Origin of the sequence: Streptomyces sp. NPDC048192 (genome assembly GCF_043202415.1) — a bacterium.
GTDB lineage: Bacteria > Actinomycetota > Actinomycetes > Streptomycetales > Streptomycetaceae > Streptomyces.
Genome location: NZ_JBIDAL010000026.1, coordinates 49,395 through 64,975, shown reverse-complemented (window position 1 = coordinate 64,975; position 15,581 = coordinate 49,395). Strand labels below are relative to the sequence as shown.

Sequence of the window (15,581 nt, the reverse complement as noted above, 5' to 3'; positions counted from 1 at the left end):
GCTCCCCCAAGGTTCCGCCGATTTGGAGAAACAATGATCCCGTTGTCGTTCGCGCAGCGTCGGCTGTGGTTCGTGGACCGGTTCGAGGGCCCTTCGCCGACCTACAACGGCGCCTTCGCCCTGCGGCTGACCGGTGAGCTGGACGCGGGGGCGCTCGAGGCGGCGCTCCGCGATGTCATCGACCGGCACGAGGTCCTGCGCACGGTGATCGTCGAGGGCGACGACGGCGTACCGCACCAGCAGGTGCTGCCGTCCGGGGAGCAGCCGTTCCACCTGCCGGTCGTCGAGGCCGCGGGGGAGCAGGAGCGGGCGGCGGCGGTCGACGCGGTGGCGACCGAGACCTTCGACCTGGCCGCCGACGCACCGATCCGCGCCCGCCTGGTGCGGTCCGGGCCGCGCGAGCACACCCTCGTCGTCGTGGCCCACCACATCGCCGTGGACGGGGAGTCCTTCGGGCCGCTGTTCCGCGACCTCACCACGGCCTACGCGGCCCGCCGCGAGGGCCGGGCGCCGGCCTGGGAGCCGCTGCCGGTGCAGTACGCGGACTACACCCTGTGGCAGCTCGACCTGCTCGGCGACGAGTCCGACCCGGACAGCCTCGCCGCCCGGCAACTCGCCTACTGGCGCGAGGCCCTGGCCGACCTGCCGCAGCCGCTGGCGCTGCCGACGGACCGCCCGCGCCCGCGGGTGATGAGCCCCGACGGCGACCGGATCCCCTTCTCGATCGACCCCGCCCTGCTGACCGCCGTGGAGAAGCTCGCCACGGAAGCGGACACCACGGTGTCGATGGTCATGCACGCGGCGCTCGCGGTGCTGCTGCACCACCTCGGGTGCGGGGACGACGTGTCCATCGGCGCGCCGATCACGGACCGCACCGACGAGGAACTGCGCGACCTCGTCGGCTTCTTCGTCAACACCTGGGTGCTGCGCGTCGACCTCGCCGGGAACCCGACCTTCCGCCGGCTGCTGCAGCGGGTGCGGGAGAGGTCCCTCGCCGCGTACGACAACCAGGACATGCCCTTCGAACGGCTGGTGGAGCTGCTCAACCCGGACCGCTCCACCGCCTACAACCCGTTCTTCCAGGTCATGCTCTCCTGGCAGCCGCCCGTGCCGCCCCTGGAGCTTCCCGGCCTCGGCGTGCGCACCGAGCGGCTGGAGACCCGCACGGCCAAGTTCGACCTGTTCTTCGACCTGCTCCCGGACGCCGCCGGCGGAGCCAACTGCCGTCTGGAGTACGCCACCAGCCTGTTCGACCGGACCACCGCCGAGGGCATCGCGCAGCGGTTCGTCCGCGTACTGGGCCGGCTCGTGGCCGACCCGGAGCGCGCGGTCGGCACCGTCGACGTGCTCGACGCGGCCGAGCGGGACCTGCTGCTCGCCCCGTCCGGCGACAGGGCCGCGGCGGCGGGCGCAGTGACCGTCCCGGAGCTGTTCGAGAGCCAGGCGGCCAGGACCCCGGACGCCGCGGCCCTCGTGTGCGACGGCCGGACGCTGACCTACCGGGAGCTGGAGGAGCGGGCCAACGCCGTCGCCTGGGAGCTGATCCGGCGCGGCGCCGGGCCGGAGGACCTGGTGGTGCTCGCGCTGCCGCGCACCGAGGACCTGGTGGCCGGCCTGCTCGGCATCCTCAAGTCCGGTGCCGCCTACGTGCCGTTGGACCCGCAGTACCTGGACGGGCGCGCGCAGAGCGTGCTGTCCGAGGCACGCCCGCGCTTCGCCGTCACCGACACCGCCACCTGGCAGGACGTGCCGCACAACGACCTGGTGACCGTCAACCTCGACCACCGGGCGCAGTGGGACTCGCCCGGGATTGCGCCGGACGACACCGGCCGCCTCGCGCCGCTCGGGCCGGACAACCTGGCGTACGTGATGTACACCTCCGGCTCCACGGGCAAGCCGAAGGGCGCGTCGATCACCCACCGGGGCGTCGTGGACGGCGTACGGGAACTGGTGCGCGTCCTGGACACGCCGCCCGGGTGGCGGATGCTGGCCGGCACCTCGGTCAACTTCGACGTCTCGGTCTTCGAGCTGCTGACCACCCTGACCACCGGCGGCACGGTCGAGCTGGTGGCGAACGCGCTGGCCCTCGGCGAGCGGGACGGCTGGGACGGCCAGGTGATCAGCGGCGTCCCCTCGGTGCTCGGCGAACTGGCGGGCCACCTGCACAAGGCGCCCGACGTGCGCACGGTCGTGTTCGCGGGCGACGTCCTGCCGGGCCGGCTGGTGCGGCAGGTGCGCGAGGTCCTGCCCGGCGCGCGGATCGTCAACTCCTACGGGCAGAGCGAGAGCTTCTACGCCACCGCGTTCTCCCTCGCCGCGTCCGAGGAGTGGACGGACACGGACGTCGCGCCCGTCGGCACCCCGCTGGGCAACATGCGCGCCTACGTCCTCGGCCCGGGCCTCGCCCCCGCGCCGCAGGGCGTGGTCGGTGAGCTGTACGTGGCGGGGACCTGCCTGGGCCGCGGCTACCACGGCCGCCCCGGCCTGACCGCCGAGCGCTATGTGGCCGACCCCTTCGGCCCCGCCGGCGAACGCATGTACCGCACGGGCGACCTGGCCCGCTGGAACGCGCGCGGCCGACTCGAGGTGGTCGGCAGGGCCGACGGCCAGGTGAAGGTGCGCGGCTTCCGCATCGAGACCGCCGAGGTCGAGGCCGCGATCACCGCACACCCCGGCATCAGCGAGGCCGTGGTGATCAGCCGGGAAGTGCCCTCGGGCGGCAAGCGGCTCGTCGCCTACGTGGTGCACACCGGCGAGGGAGCCGTCGGCGACGACGGCGCCGGCGGCATCGGCGACGTCGACGTGCTCGCCGGAGCCTCCTCCGCCGAGCTGCGCAAGTTCGTCGCGGCCCGCCTGCCCGACTACATGGTGCCGTCGGCCTTCGTGGCCCTCGGCCGGCTCCCCCTCGGGCCGACCGGCAAGGTGGACCGCAAGGCCCTGCCCGAACCGGAGTTCCTCGGCGAGACCTACCGGGAGCCGCGCACCGAGGCCGAGAAGATCATCACCGCGGCCTACGCGGACGTGCTCGGCGTGGACCGGGTCGGCGTCGACGACGACTTCTTCGCGGTGGGCGGCGACAGCCTGCGCTCCATCCAGGTGGTGGCACGGGCCCGCGCCCGGGGCCTGCAGCTGAGCACGCGGGAGATCTTCGAGTGCCGCACGGCGGCCCGCCTCGCCGAGGCGGCCTCCGCCCGCCGGGGCCTGACGCCCGTGCTCGCCGAGCTGGACGGCGGCGGCGTCGGACCGATGCCGCTGCAGCCGGTGGCACGGCAGGTGTTCGAGCACGGCGGCGGGACGAAACGCTTCGCCATGTCGATGGTGCTGGAGCTGCCCGAGGGCATCGACGGCGACGGCCTCGCCGCCACCCTGGACGCCGTACTCGACCGGCACGACCTGCTGCGCGCGCGGCTGGAGCACGGCGAGGAGCCCACCCTGGTCGTGCGGGAGGCGGGCGCCGTACGGACGGCCGGCCTGATCCACCGGGTCGACTGCGACGGCCGCTGGGAGGAGCCGTCCGCACTGGCGGCGGCGAAGGCGGAGCTGTACGACGCGGTCGGCCGGCTCGACCCGGAGGCCGGGACCATGTCGGACTTCGTCTGGTTCGCCCCGCCCTCGGGAGCGGGCAGGCTGCTCGTCGTGCTGCACCACCTGGTGGTGGACGGCGTCTCCTGGCGGATCCTCATGTCCGACCTCGCCGAGGCGTGGCAGCGGGTCCGCTCCGGCGAGGCCCCCGAGCTGCCCTCCGTCGGCACCTCGGCCCGCCGCTGGGCGTCGGCCCTTCAGGACGAGGCGCTGTCCGAGGAGCGGGAAGCGGAACTGGCGTACTGGCGGGACCTGCTGGAGGCGACCGACCCGCCGCTCGGCACACGGCCCTTCGACCCGGCGGTGGACGTGTGGTCCACGGTCGACACCGTACGGGTGCAGCTGCCCGCCGACGTCACCGAGGCCGTGCTGACCAGGCTCCCCGCGGCGTTCAAGGGCACCGGCACCGACGTCCTGCTCGCCGCCCTCGCCCTGGCGGTGGACCGGTGGCGCGGCACGCCCGGCTCCACCCTGGTCCGCCTCGAGGGGCACGGCCGCGAGGAGGACGCCGTCCCCGGCGCCGACCTGTCCCGGACCGTCGGATGGTTCACCAGCATGTACCCCGCCCGCGTCGACGTCGCGGGAGTGGACCTGGCCGACGTGCTGGCCGGCGGCCCCGCCGCCGGGCAGGCGGTCAAACGGGTCAAGGAGCAGCTGCGCCGCGTCCCGGACAAGGGCCTGGGATACGGGCTGCTGCGCTATCTGAACCCGGAGACCGCCGAACAGCTCGCCGAGTACCCGGCGCCGCAGATCGGGTTCAACTACCTCGGCCGGATCACCGGCGCCGACATACCCGAGCACCTGCGCACGGACGGCTGGGGACCCGCTTCCTGGTCCGCGGAGCTGGTCGCGGAACCCGACCCGGACCTGCCCGCACTGTCCGCCCTCGAGGTCAACTCGGTCGCCACCGACACCGCCGACGGCACCCGGCTGCAGGCCGCCTTCATGTTCCCGACCGGGGTGCTGTCCCGCGAGCGGGCCGGTGAACTGGCCGAGCTGTGGGTGGAGGTGCTGCACGGCATGGCCGCGTACGCCGCACGCCCGCGCATCGGCGGGCTCACCCCTTCCGACGCGCCGCTGGTCACCGTGCGCCAGGACGAGATCGAGGCCTGGGAGGAGCGCTACGGCCGGCTGGCCGAGGTGTGGCCGCAGGCCCCCGGGCAGTCCGGCATCCAGTTCCAGGCGGCGCTCGCCGACGGCGCCTTCGACGTCTACCACATGCAGTTCGTGCTGCACCTGTCCGGGCACGTGGACCCCGAACGCATGCGGGCGGCCGGGCAGGCGCTGCTCGAGCGCTACCCGAACCTGCGCTCGGCGTTCCTCACCACGGCCGACGGCGACCCGGTGCAGGTCGTGGCGGAACACGTCGCCCTGCCCTGGCGGCACCTGGACCTGACCGGGCGCAGCGAGGCCGAGCAGGACGCGGCGCTGGAGGCGGCCCTCGCCGACGACCGGGCCGACCAACTCGACCCGGCCCGGCCGCCGTTGCTGCGCCTGGCCCTGCTCACCTGCGGGCCCCGGCAGGCGAAGCTCATCCTCACGGCGCACCACACCCTCTTCGACGGCTGGTCGTCGCCGCTGGTGATCACCGACCTGGTCCGGCTGTACGCCGAAGCCGGCGACCTCGGCCCGGTCCGCTCCTACGGCGACTACCTGGCCTGGCTGTCGAGGCAGGACCGGGACGCGTCGGCCGCCCGGTGGAAGGCCGAGCTGGAGGGATTCGACCAGCCGACCCTCGTGGCCGCCGACCGGCCCGCCCAGGGTGAGGCGACCGCCCTCGGCCGGGTCGAGGTGCCGCTGTCCATCGACAAGGGACGGCAGCTCGCCCGGCGCGCCGCGGAACTCGGCGTCACCCTCAACACGCTCCTGCAGGGTGCCTGGGCGATCCTGATGTCGAAGCTGACCGGGCAGCCGGACGTGGTGTTCGGCGCCGCCGTCAACGGCCGCCCCGCCGACCTGACCGGCTCGGACCAGATGGTCGGCCTGTTCATCAACACCCTGCCCGTCCGGGCACGGTGCCGGCCGGACCAGAGCCTGGGCGACGTCATCACCGATCTGCAGAACCGGCAGATCGCCCTGCTCGACCACCACTACTACGGCCTGGCCGACATCCAGCGCGGCACCGGGCTGCCCGCCCTGTTCGACACGATCGTCGTCTTCGAGAACTATCCGATCGACCGTGAGGGCATCGTCGAGGCGAACGACGCGGCGGGCTTCACGATCGACGCCATCCGCCCGTTCGCCGGTTCCCACTACCCGCTCACCCTCAACTCCTCCGACCCCTACCTGCGGCTCTCCCTCGACTACCAGACCGCCCTGTTCGACCGCGACGCGGCCCAGGTGATCGCCGCCCGGCTCGTGCGGGTGCTGGAGCAGGTGCTCGCCGACCCGTCGGCGCCGGTCGCCGCGGTGGACGTGCTGGCGCAGGACGAGCGGGACCGGCTCGTGCGGCGGGTCAACGACACGGCGCATCCGGTGGCCGAGGGCACGCTGCCGGGCGCGTTCGAGGCGCAGGTGGCGCGCGACCCGGATCGGGTGGCGCTGATCGCCGAGCAGGAGAGGCTGTCGTACGGGGAGTTCAACCGGCGGGCGAACCGGCTGGCGCACTGGCTGATCGAACAGGGCGCCGGGCCCGAGCGGCTGGTCGCGGTGAAGATCCCCCGCTCGGTGGACCTGATGGTGGCGATCTACGCGGTGGTCAAGGCGGGCGCGGCCTACGTGCCGATCGACCCGGAGCTGCCCGAGGACCGGGTGCGGCACGTGCTGGACAGCGCCCGGCCGCTGCTGGTGCTCGACGAGACGCTGCCGGACGTGTCCGCCTACCCGGAGACGAACCCGCAGCGCTCGCTGACGCCGGACAACGTCGCGTACGTCATCTACACCTCCGGCTCCACCGGCGGCCCCAAGGGCGTGCCGGTGGCACACCGGTCGATCATGAACCGGCTGCGGTGGGGCCTGGCGCACTTCGACGTCGGCGTCGAGGACCGGGTGCTGCTGAGCACGACGGCGAGCTTCGACGTGTCGGTGCCGGAGCTGTTCGCGCCGCTGCAGGTCGGCGCGGCCGTGGTCATCGCCCGTCCGGACGGGCGCCGGGACCCGGCGTACCTGGCGGAGCTGATGCGGCGCGAGCGGGTGACCGGCGCCGACTTCGTGCCCTCCCTGCTGGAGGCGTTCGTCGCCGAGCCCTCCGCCAAGGAGTGCACGCACCTGCGCTGGATCGAGGTCGCCGGCGAGGCGTTCCCGGCCGCGCTGGCCAACCGGTTCGTCGAACTGCTGCCGGGCTGCACCGCGAACAACCTCTACGGCCCCACCGAGGCGTCGGTGGAGGTCACGGCCTGCCGGTACGAGCCCGGCGCCGACCGGCTGCCGATCGGCACCCCCGTGTGGAACACCCAGGTGTACGTGCTGGACGCCGCGCTGCGCCCGGTCGCGCCGGGAGTGGCCGGTGAGCTGTACCTGGCCGGCGTCCAGCTGGCCCGCGGCTACCTCGGGCAGACGGGGCTGACCGCGAGCCGCTTCGTCGCCTGCCCCTTCGGCGCGCCGGGAAGCCGGATGTACCGCACCGGCGACCTGGTGAGGTGGACCGAGGACGGCCAGGTCGAGTACATCGGCCGTACCGACTTCCAGGTGAAGGTCCGCGGCTTCCGCATCGAACTCGGCGAGATCGAACAGGCCCTGGCCGCGCACCCGGACGTCGACGGCGCGGTGGCCGTGGTGCGCGAGGACCGCGCCGACGACCAGCGGCTGGTCGCGTACGTGGTGCCGCGCGCCGGCACCGAACCGGCCGGTCTCGACCCGGCGGCCCTGACCGAGCTGGCCCGCGAGCACCTGCCGGAGTACATGGTCCCCTCGGCGATCGTGCCGCTCGCCGCGTTCCCCCAGACACCCAGCGGAAAGCTCGACCGCAAGGCGCTGCCCGCACCCGAGCGCACCGAAGCCGCGGCCGGCCGAGGGCCGCGCAACCACCGCGAGGAAGTCCTGTGCCGGCTGTTCGCCGAGCTGCTCGGGGTGGAGGAGGTCGGCATCGACGTCGACTTCTTCGACCACGGCGGGCACTCGCTGCTGGCCACCCGGCTGGTCGGCCGCATCCGCAACGAACTCGGCGTCGACGTGAAGGTCACGACGGTGTTCCGCAGTCCGACCGTCGCCCAGCTGGCGGGCCGGATCGAGAAGTCGGCCAAGTCGAACCGCCTCCAGCTGCGCCAGATGAACGCTTAGGAGTAGCACGATGATCCCGTTGTCCTTCGCTCAGCGTCGGCTGTGGTTCCTCCACCGTCTGGAAGGGCCGTCCGCGACGTACAACATCCCGTTCGTGCTGCGTCTGGACGGGCCGCTGGACACCACGGCCCTGGCCGCCGCGGTGACCGATGTCGTCACCCGGCACGAGAGCCTGCGCACCCTGCTCGTGGAGAACGCCGACGGCACCCCGGAGCAGCGCATCCTGCCGCCCGAGGAGGCGCGGCCGCCGTTCCGGGTGGCCGACACGGCCGCCGACGCGGTGGACGACGCGCTGCGCGAGGCGGTGGGCGCCGGGTTCGAGCTGGACACGGACCTCCCCCTGCGCACCACCGTCTTCCGTCTGTCCCCGCAGGAACACGTGCTGGTGTTCGTGTTCCACCACATCGCCGCGGACGGCGCGTCGATGGCGCCGTTCATGCGGGACCTGCTGTCGGCGTACGCGGCCCGCCGCGAGGGCGGCGCACCCCGGTGGACGCCGCTGCCCGTGCAGTACAAGGACTACTCGGTGTGGCAGCGGCGGATGCTCGGCGACGAGAACGACCCGGACAGCGTCGCCGCCGAGCAACTGGACTACTGGCGCGAGGCGCTGGCCGGGGTGCCGCAGCCTGTACAGCTGCCGCTGGACCGGCCGCGGCCGACCTCGGCCAGCCACCGCGGAGGCCACGTCGACTTCCAGCTGGAACCGGAACTCGTCGCCGGGATCGGGAAGCTGGCCGCGGACCACGGCGCCACGGCCCCGATGGTCGCCCAGGCCGTGCTCGCCGTGCTCCTGCACCACCTCGGCGCCGGCAACGACCTGACGATCGGCAGCCCCATCGAGGGGCGCCCCGACGAACAGCTCGAGGACCTGATCGGGTTCTTCGCCAACACCTGGGTGCTGCGCGTCGACCTGTCCGGGAACCCGGCGTTCGGCGACCTGCTGGACCAGGTGCGGGACCGGGCCCTGGCCGCCTACGACAACCAGGACATGCCCTTCGAGTACCTGGTGGAGCTGCTCAACCCGGATCGCACCACCGCCTACAACCCGCTCTTCCAGGTCATGCTGGCCTGGCAGTTCGCGTGGTCGGAGATCGAGGTGCCGGGACTGCGCGTCACCCCCGTCCCGGCGGGCACCGACACCGCCAAGTTCGACCTGTTCTTCAACATCGTCCCGGACCCGTCCGGGCGCGCGTACGGGCGCCTGGAGTACGCGACCGACCTGTTCGACCACTCCACCGCCGAGAGCCTCGTGGACCGCTATGTGCGCGTGCTGCGCCAGGCGGTCGCCGATCCCGGGGCGCGGCTCGGCACGGTGGACGTGCTCACCGAGGCGGAGCGGGACCGGCTGGCCCGGCTGAACGCGACGACGCGGCCGGAGCCGGCGGCGACCGTGCCGGAGCTGGTCGCCGCCCAGGTGGCGCGGACACCGGACGCGACGGCCGTGGTGTGCGGGCAGACCTCGCTGACGTACCGGGAACTCGACGCCCGCGCCGGCCGGCTGGCCGCCGTACTGCGGGACCGGGGAGTCGGCCCGGACGTCCTGGTCGCCGTGGCGCTGCCGCGCTCGGCGGAGCTGGTGGTCGCGCTCCTCGCCGTGCTCAAGGCGGGCGGCGCCTACCTGCCGATCGACCCCGACCACCCGTCCGCACGCGTCGACCTCCTGCTCACCACGGCCGACCCGGCACTGGTCCTGACCGACTACGCGACGGCGGCGGTCGTGGCGGCGTGCCGGCAGCGGGTCCTCCACCTCGACGACCTGAGCCTGGACGGCCCCGCCCGCGAAGCCGGGGACACCCCGATCGAGGCGGACAACCTGGCCTACGTGATGTTCACCTCCGGGTCGACCGGAACCCCCAAGGGCGTCGCCCTCACCCACGCCGGCGTGGTCAACGGCGTACGGGACCTGCGCCGGCGCACCCACGTCGAGGCCGGCTCCCGGATGCTCGCCGCCACCTCGGTGAACTTCGACGTCTCCGTGTTCGAGATCTTCACCGCGCTGACCAGCGGAGCGAGCGTCGAGATCGTCCGCGACGTGCTCGAACTCGCCGAACGCGGCAGCTGGACCGGCACCACCCTCAGCGCCGTGCCCGCCGTGTTCTCCGCCCTGCTCGACCAGATCGCCGCGAACGGCCGCCCCGGCCTGGAACTCGACGTGGAGACCGTCGTCTTCGCCGGCGAGGCGCTCTCCTCCGACCTCGTCCGCGCGGTGCACGACACCCTGCCCGGCACCCGCGTCGTCAACGCCTACGGACAGACCGAGAGCTTCTACGCCACCACCTTCACCGTCCCCGAGCAGTGGACCGGGACCGGTGCCGTACCGGTGGGAACGCCCCTGGCCAACATGCGGGCCTACGTCCTCGGGCCGGAACTGACGCCGGTCCCGCAGGGCGTCGTCGGGGAGCTGTACGTGGCCGGCCTGGTCGCCCGCGGCTACCACCGCAACGGCGCCGCCACCGCCGAGCGCTTCGTCGCCTGCCCCTTCGGCCCCGCCGGCGCCCGGATGTACCGCACCGGCGACCTGGCCCAGTGGGACGCCGAGGGCCGGCTGAAGTACGCCGGACGCGCCGACAACCAGGTCAAGGTGAACGGCATCCGCGTCGAGCCGACCGAGATCGAGACGGTCCTCGCCCAGCACCCCGCGGTCGGCCAGGCCGTGGTCACCGTGCGCGCCGACCACACCGGCACCACACGGCTCGTCGGCTATGTGGCGCAGACGGCCGACGCCGGCATCGACGCCGGGGTGACCGTCGCGGACCTGCGGCGGTTCGCGGCCAAGCGGCTGCCGGACTACATGGTGCCCGCCCAGCTCGTCGTCCTGGACCGGCTGCCGCTGACGGCGAGCGGGAAGCTGGACCGGGCCGCGCTGCCCGAGCCGGAGTTCACCGGCGCCGAGTACCGGGCGCCGCGCAGCGCGGTGGAGCGGGTGCTCGCCGAGGTGTACGCCGATGTGCTCGGCGCCGGTCAGGTCGGCGTCGACGACGACTTCTTCGCCGCGGGCGGGGACAGCATCCGCTCCATCCAGGTGGTGGCCCGAGCCAAGGCCCGAGGTGTCGTGGTCAGCACGCGGGAGATCTTCGAGCACCGCACGGTGGCCCGGCTCGCGGAGCTGGTCGAGGGCCGCGCGGACGAGGAGCGGGTGACGCTGGCCGAGCTGCCGGGCGGCGGTGTGGGCTGGGCCCCGCTGCCGCCGACGGCGGCGCATGTGCTCGGCCTGGGCGGGGGCATCGGCCGGTTCTGCATGTCGGCGATGCTGACCCTGCCCCCGGGCATCGACCGTGCGGGACTGGTGGCGACCTTGCAGGCGGTGCTGGACCGCCACGACGCGCTGCGCGCCCGGCTGGACCGGGGCGAGCGGGGCCTGCGGATGCAGCCGGCCGGCAGCGTCGACGCCGCCGCGCTGGTGCGGCAGGTCGCCTACGACGGCGCCGACGTGCAGGCCGAGCTGGACGCGGCCGCGGACCGGCTGGACCCGGACGCGGGGGTGATGGCGCAGTTCGTGTGGTTCACCCCCGCCGCGGACACGGACGCGGGCCGGCTGCTGATCGTGCTGCACCACCTGGTCGTCGACGGGGTCTCCTGGCGGATCCTGGTACCGGACCTGGCCGCCGCCTGGCAGCGGGTGCGCGACGGCCTCGAGCCCCGGCCGGCCGACACCGGCACGTCGCTGCGCCGGTGGGCGCACGCCCTGGCCGAGGAAGCGGCCGCCCCCGGACGAGTGGCCGAACTGCCCGTCTGGCAGGAGATCCTGGCCGGTGACGAGCCGCTGCTCGGCGCACGCGAGCTGGACCCCGCACGCGATGTCACCTCCACCGTGGACACCGTCCGCGTCCAGGTGCCCTCCGACGTCACCGAGGCGCTGCTGACCACGGTGCCCGCGGTGTTCCGCGGCAGTGCCGACGACGGCCTGCTGGCCGGCCTCGCCCTGGCGCTGGCCCGCTGGCGCCGGACCCGCGGCGTGTCCGGGGCCTCCACGCTCGTCCGCCTCGAAGGCCACGGCCGGGAGGAGCACCTGGTACCGGGCGCGGAACTGTCGGGCACGGTCGGCTGGTTCACCGCGATGTACCCGGTCCGCCTCGACGTGGCCGGCATCGACCTGGCCGACGCCTTCGCCGGGGGCACGTCCGTGGGCACGGCGGTCAAGACCGTCAAGGAGCAGCTGCGGGCGGTGCCGGACAACGGCATGGGATACGGCCTGCTGCGCCACCTCAACACCAGGACCGCTCCCGCGCTGGCCGCACTGCGCCGGCCGCAGATCGGGTTCAACTACCTCGGCAAGGCCTCCGGCGCCGACATCCCCGAGGAACTGCGGGGACTGGGCTGGGCGCCGGACACCGCGCACCGGGACCTGATCGCCGCGCCGGACGCGGACATGCCGGTGCTGTCCGCGCTGGAGATCAACGCCGTGGCCACCGACACCGGCGACGGCGAGGAGCTGACCGCCTACTTCGGCTTCCCTACCGGCGTGCTGTCCCGCGAGGAGGTCACCGAGCTGGCCGGGCTGTGGGTGCAGGCGCTGACCGCCCTGGCCCGCCACGCGCGCACGCCCGGCGCGGGCGGGCTGACGCCGAGCGACACGCCCCTGGTGAAGGTGGGCCAGGCCGAGATCGACGCCTGGGAGGCCCGCTTCGGCAAGCTGGCCACGATATGGCCGGCGACCCCCGCACAGTCCGGGATCCTCTTCCAGGCCAGGCTCGCCGGGGCGTCGTTCGACCCGTACCACATCCAGCTGGTGTTCCACCTGTCCGGCGAGGTCGACCCCGAGCGCATGCACCGGGCCGGGCAGGCGCTCCTCGACCGCCATCCCGCCCTGCGCGCCGCGTTCGTCGACCAGGCGGACGGCGACCTCGTCCAGGTGATCCCGGAGTCGGTGACCCTGCCCTGGCGGCACCTCGACCTGACCGCGCTGGAGGAGCCGGAACGCACCGAGACCTTCGAGCAGTTCCTCAGCCAGGACCAGAGGGACTACTTCGACGCGGACGAGCCGCCGCTGATGCGGCTCGCCCTCGCCGTCCTCGACCCCGGCCGGCCCGAACTCGTGCTGACCGCCCACCACGCCCTCTACGACGGCTGGTCCACGCCCCTGCTCATGCAGGACCTGCTGCTGCTGTACGCCTCCGACGGCGACCCGGCCGCGCTGCCCCCGACCCGCGACTACGGCGACTTCCTGTCCTGGCTCACCCGGCAGGACCAGGACGAGGCGGCACGCGCGTGGGCGGCCGAACTCGAAGGGATCGAGGAGCCGGCCCTGCTCGCCCCCGACTCCGCGAACGCGGACGACGGCAGCCGCGACCAGGTGGAGATCGCCCTGCCGCGTGACGAGGCGCACGAACTCGTGCGCCGCGCCTCCGCATTGGGCATCACCGTCAACACCCTGGTCCAGGGAGCCTGGGCGCTGCTGCTCGGTCAGCTCACCGGCCGCCAGGACGTGGTGTTCGGCGCGACCGTCTCCGGACGCCCGCCCGCGGTGACGGACGTGGAGTCGATGGTCGGCATGTTCATCAACACCGTTCCCGTGCGGGCGCGGTACGGGCCCGCGGACACCGTCTCCGCGTTCCTGCAGCGGCTGCAGAGCCGGCAGGCCGGCCTGGTGGAGCACCACTACTACGGGCTCGCGGAGATCCAGAAGTCCGTCGGCGTCCGCTCCCTGTTCGACACGCTGGTCGTCTTCGAGTCGTACCCCGTCGACCGGGAGGGGCTCGGCGCCGCCAGCGACGCCGCGGACGGGATCACCTTCACCGGGCTGCGCCCGTCCGCGGGCAACCACTACGCGCTGTGCCTGACGGCGGCGGCCGACCCGTACCTCCAGCTCGTCATCCAGTACGCGCCGGGCGTCTTCGACCGGGACACGGTGGAGACGTACGCGGCCCGCCTGGTGCGCTTCCTGCGGCAGCTGGCGGCCGACCCCGGGCCGAAGCTCGCGCGGATCGACTCGCTCCAGCCGGGCGAACGCGAGCGGATGCTGGCCGGGTTCGACGAGGCGGCCGCCCGCGCCCGCCACCTCACCCTCACCGAACTGGTCGAGGCACAGGTGGCCCGGACCCCGGACAAGGTCGCCGTCGTCGCCCAGGGCGAGTCGCTCACGTACGCCGAGCTGGACGCCCGCGCCGAGCGGCTCGCGGACGAGCTGGCGGGGCACGGGGTGGGCCCGGAGACCGTGGTGAGCGTCGTCCTGCCGCGCACCGTGGACGTGGTCGTGGCCCTGCTGGGCGTGCTCAAGGCGGGCGGCGCCTACCTCCCGGTCGACCCCGCCTACGCCGCCGCGCGCCTGCCGCACGTGCTGCCCACCGCCCGGCCCCACCTGATCCTGGCCGACGCCGGCACCCGCGCCCTGGTCCCCGCCACGGACATCCCGGTCCTCGTCCTCGACGACGTCGACCTCGTGGGCACGACCGCGGACGCCACGGCCGCCGCCCGGAGGGCGGTGCGCCCGAAGGCCGGCCCCGACAACCTCGCCTACGTCATCTACACCTCCGGCTCCACCGGCGTGCCCAAGGGCGTGGGCGTCACCCAGGCCACCGTCGTCAACGCCGTGGACACCCTGGTCGCGCAGGCCGGCGCCGAGTCCGGCCTGCGGATCCTCGTCGCCGCCTCGTTCGGCTTCGACGTCGCCACCTTCGAGACGTTCGCCGCGCTCACCCGGGGCGGCACCGCCGAGATCGTGCGCGACGTGCTGGAGCTGGCCGAACGCGACAGCTGGGACGTCGACGTCATCTGCTCGGTGCCGTCGGCCTTCGCCGAACTCGTCGACCAGCTCGCCGGCCGCATCCGCCCCACGGCCCTGAACATCTCCGGGGAGGTGCTGACCCCGGTCCTGGCGGAGCGGGTGCGCACCCGCTGGCCCGAGGCCCGCGTCATCAACAGCTACGGCCCCAGCGAGACCTTCTACGCCACCGGCTTCCTGCTGGACCCCGACGAGCCGTACGCGGCCGGCGTGCCCATCGGCCGGCCGTTCCCCGGCGTGCGCGCCTACATCCTCAGCCCCGGCCTGGCCCTGCTGCCCCCGGGCACGCCGGGCGAGCTGTACCTGGCCGGCGCCGGACGCGGCTACCACCGCCAGGCCGCCCTGACCGCGGACCGCTTCGTCCCCGACCCCTACGGCCCGCCCGGCTCCCGCATGTACCGCACCGGCGACCTGGCCAGCTTCACCCCCGAGGGCGAGCTGCTGCACCTGGGCCGCATCGACACCCAGGTCAAGATCCGCGGGTACCGGGTCGAACCCGCCGAGGTCGAGGCCGCCCTGACGGCCCATCCGCACATCGCCCAGGTCGCCGTCGTCACCCAGCAGCCCGGCGACACCACGCCCTACCTGGCCGCCTACCTCGTGCCCGTCGAAGGCCGGAGCGTCCCGGACCCGGACGCGCTGCGCGAGCACCTGGCCGACCGGCTGCCCGAGTACATGGTCCCCGCCGCCTACGTGTCGCTGGACCGGCTGCCGCTGTCGCCCAACGGCAAGCTCGATCTCAAGGCCCTGCCCGCTCCCGACCTCACCTCCGGCACGCCCTTCAGGGCGCCCGGCACCCCGCGCGAGCAGGCGCTGGCCCGCCTGTTCGCCGACGTGCTCGGCGTGGAGAAGGTCGGCGCCGACGACGGCTTCTTCGAGCTGGGCGGGCACTCGCTGCTCGCCACCCGGCTGATCACCCGCGCCCGCGCCGAACTGGGGATGGAGATCCCCATCCGCAAGATCTTCGACCTGCCGACGGTGGCGGCGCTCGCCGCATGGTCGGAGGAATCGGCCGTCCCCCTTCGCCCCGCTCTCCGCAGGATGATCGTAGAGGAGTAGA

Annotated in this window: 2 protein-coding genes; both read left to right on the top strand. The window is 73.9% G+C overall.

What is annotated here, in order from left to right; all coding sequences use genetic code 11:
• The first annotated feature begins 33 nt into the window (after nt 1-33).
• Nucleotides 34-7,800 (top strand): amino acid adenylation domain-containing protein, encoded by a 7,767-nt coding sequence (locus ACGFZN_RS37485; RefSeq protein ID WP_393862950.1) that lies wholly within the window; start codon nt 34-36, stop codon nt 7,798-7,800.
• A gap of 10 nt (nt 7,801-7,810) precedes the next feature.
• Complete coding sequence (locus tag ACGFZN_RS37480) at nt 7,811-15,580, top strand: amino acid adenylation domain-containing protein (protein WP_393862949.1); 7,770 nt, start codon at nt 7,811-7,813, stop codon at nt 15,578-15,580.
• Nucleotide 15,581: the final 1 nt, after the last annotated feature.